Here is a 3,060-nt window from a genome sequence, read left to right on the forward strand (position 1 = left end):
ACCCTCGACCGGCTGACCTTCACCGTCCAGTACCCGCACGGTGAAATCCCCTTTGCGGTGCTCATCAATGCGGGCGGCGGCTTCATCGCGCCAGTCGGCATCCGCCTCCCGGCCGCCGTAACTCAGCTCGGTTCGGGGCAGGTCGTCCACCGCCAGGCTCTGCCCGAAATGCAGCACTTCCACGCCGCCAATGTCGAAGCTCTGGGGGCGGTCACCACCACCAAAACCGATCTTCAGGATCAGGTCGTTGGCGGCCTCGGCCCCGGACATTTCCAGCGGAATGTCATAGGCCTGCCAGTCTCCAGTACTGGTGATTTCCCGTTCGGCGTATTTGGTGTAGTCCGGTCCCGGACCTTCCAGGAAGGCGGTGGCGAAGGTCGCGCCGGTTTCATCGGTGGTACTGACTGAACGCATATAGAGGCGAATCAGCATCACATCGCCTTCGGCCGTGGCCCGGAGAATGGGGTACTGCAACTGACCATTGAAAAACGCGCCCGGGGGATTCTCGGCGTGAATGCGCACCGCCCGGGTGAAACCGGAGTGGTCCGCCGCCACGGTTTCCGCGCGGCCGACCGGCTCACCGTCGTTGTCGCCTTCCCAGAAGCTGTAGTCGGTGGCGGGCGAAGAGGTGATCACCAACTCACCTTGATCGAGGGTATCGCCGTCAGGGTCGGGCTCTGGTTCAGGTTCAGGTTCAGGCTCTGGCTCTGGTTCGGGCTGCGGTTCTGGGTTCTCGGTAGGCGGCGTCGAGCCACCACCAGAACTGCTGCCACAGGCCGTGAGCAGAGGGGGACTGAATAGAAATACCAGTATCAGGGCAATGACGCGCGAGGACATGGAAGCCTCCAACGGTTGTTATGGTTTTATTGACATTAACCTGCATGGTAGCGCATGCCGTTAAGCTTGACTATGGGCCAAGGGCGTAATTGCGTCGTATCTATTGTCCACAGTACTGATTCTATCTTTCGACAGGAGGCACCATGCGTCTGCTTGCACTCTTTTTGATTATTGCCAGCCCCACCCTCTGGGCCGACGACACGGCCGAGGCGATTTTTGCCGGCGGTTGCTTCTGGTGTATGGAGCCGCCGTACGATGAGGTGGACGGCGTGAAGGAAACCATTTCCGGTTATACCGGTGGCACGGTCGCCAACCCCAGCTATGAGCAGGTGGTGGCCGGAGGCACGGGGCACACTGAGGCCGTCAAGATCGTTTACGACCCGTCCAAGGTGGACTATCAAGCGCTTCTGGAGATTTTCTGGCGCAATATTGATCCTCTGGATGCCGGTGGTCAGTTCTGCGACCGGGGTGACTCCTATCGGGCCGGGATCTTTTACCTGAACGATGAGCAGGAAGCCCTGGCCCGATCGACCAAAGCCGAGGTGGAGGAACGCTTTGAAAAGCCGGTGGTCACCGAAATCACCGAGGCCACGGCGTTCTATAAAGCGGAGGGTTACCACCAGAATTACTACCAGAAAAATCCCGTGCGCTATAAATACTACCGCTACCGTTGCGGCCGGGACGCACGACTGGATGCACTGTGGAAATAGATTCGCAGCGGGCTGGCCCAACAAGCCTACTCCCGGACAGGCCGAACGCGTAAACTGTCGCTTTTGAACCGGACAAGCGACGCACTTATGCACATTCACATTCTCGGGATTTGCGGCACCTTCATGGGCAGCCTGGCGCTGCTGGCGCGGGAGCTGGGGCACACCGTCACCGGCAGTGACGCCAACGTCTACCCGCCCATGAGCACCCAGTTGGAAGCGGCGGGCATTAAGCTGCTGGAAGGCTACAGCCCCGAGCACCTTGAGCCCGCGCCGGATCTGGTGGTGATCGGCAACGCCCTGAGCCGGGGCAACCCGGAGGTGGAGGCGGTGCTGGATAAGGGCCTGCCCTATACCTCCGGCCCGGAATGGCTTCGCGAACAAGTGCTGCCGGGCAAGTGGGTGCTGGCGGTCTCGGGCACCCACGGCAAAACCACCACCGCCAGTATGCTGGCCTGGATTCTGGAATACGCCCATATGGCGCCGGGTTTTCTGATTGGCGGGGTGACCCAGAATTTCCCCCAGTCCGCGCGCTTGGGCGAGACGCCGTTTTTTGTGGTGGAAGCGGACGAGTACGACAGCGCCTTTTTCGACAAGCGTTCCAAGTTCGTTCACTACCGCCCCCGCACGCTGGTCATCAATAACCTGGAGTACGACCACGCCGACATTTTCCCGGACCTGGCGGCGATTCAACGCCAGTTTCATCACTTGGTGCGCACGGTGCCGGGCACGGGGCTGATTGTCAGTCCCGCCGGGGTCGAGGCCATTGAACAGACGTTAGATCAGGGCTGCTGGACGCCCCGGGAAACCCTGGGCGCCGAAGGTGACTGGCAGGTGAAACTGACCGCCGCCGACGGCAGCGCGTTTGAGGTATGGCACGAGGGCGCCGCCATTGCGACGGTGAACTGGGAACATACCGGCGAGCACAATGTGATGAATGGCCTGGCGGCGCTGATCGCGGCCCGGCATGTGGGAGTAACGCCTGAAATCGGCGCTCAGGCGCTGGCGGCGTTCAAGGGAGTCAAGCGCCGGATGGAGTGCCTGGCGGACGTGCACGGTATTCGGGTGTACGACGATTTTGCCCATCACCCGACGGCGATCAAGACCACTCTGGCCGGGCTGCGGGCCAAGGTGGGGGATGAGAAGATCATCGCGCTGATTGAGCCGCGCTCGAATACCATGCGCCTGGGTGTGCACCGGGAGGCGCTGAAAAACTGTTTCAGTGATGCCGATGCGGTATTGTGGTATCAGCCCAGCCATAGTGATTGGGATCTCGATGAGCTGGTGAATCACAGTTCGGTGCCCGCGCAGTTGGAGCACACTATCGATGAGTTGATTCACGGGGCGCTGTCGTTGGCGGAGAGCGGCAGTCATATTGTGATTATGAGTAATGGCGGGTTTGATGGGATTCATCAGAAGTTGGTGAATCAGTTGAATCGGCATGCGTTGTAATTTGTAGCGGAAAGTCCGGTCGAGGGAGCGCACCTCCCGTCGCGTAGGTCGGATTAGCGCGCAG

2 protein-coding genes and 1 pseudogene are annotated in these 3,060 nt (G+C 60.5%); 2 read left to right on the plus strand and 1 reads right to left on the minus strand.

Translation table 11 applies throughout. The features are described 5' to 3' along the window. A pseudogene (locus B3520_RS10350) lies at positions 1 to 837 on the minus strand (energy transducer TonB); the annotation flags it as partial. Between the two features lie 143 nt (positions 838 to 980). On the opposite strand from B3520_RS10350, the gene msrA reads away from it, so the two are divergent. Then, positions 981 to 1,547 (plus strand): peptide-methionine (S)-S-oxide reductase MsrA, encoded by a 567-nt coding sequence (gene msrA, locus B3520_RS10355; RefSeq protein WP_286804432.1) that lies wholly within the window; start codon positions 981 to 983, stop codon positions 1,545 to 1,547. An 87-nt stretch (positions 1,548 to 1,634) separates the two neighbouring features. Then, entirely contained in the window at positions 1,635 to 2,996 is a 1,362-nt protein-coding gene (gene mpl, locus B3520_RS10360) for a UDP-N-acetylmuramate:L-alanyl-gamma-D-glutamyl-meso-diaminopimelate ligase (RefSeq protein ID WP_286804431.1), read from the plus strand. The last annotated feature ends 64 nt before the right edge of the window (positions 2,997 to 3,060 follow it).

It is taken from the genome of Marinimicrobium sp. UBA4509, from assembly GCF_002388575.1.
Classification (GTDB): domain Bacteria; phylum Pseudomonadota; class Gammaproteobacteria; order Pseudomonadales; family Cellvibrionaceae; genus Marinimicrobium; species Marinimicrobium koreense.

Excerpts from the sequence above, each read along its gene's own strand:
- mpl (WP_286804431.1), top strand. The coding sequence starts at position 1,635 with ATGCACATTCACATTCTCGGGATTTGCGGCACCTTCATGGGCAGCCTG.
- msrA (WP_286804432.1), top strand. The coding sequence starts at position 981 with ATGCGTCTGCTTGCACTCTTTTTGATTATTGCCAGCCCCACCCTCTGG.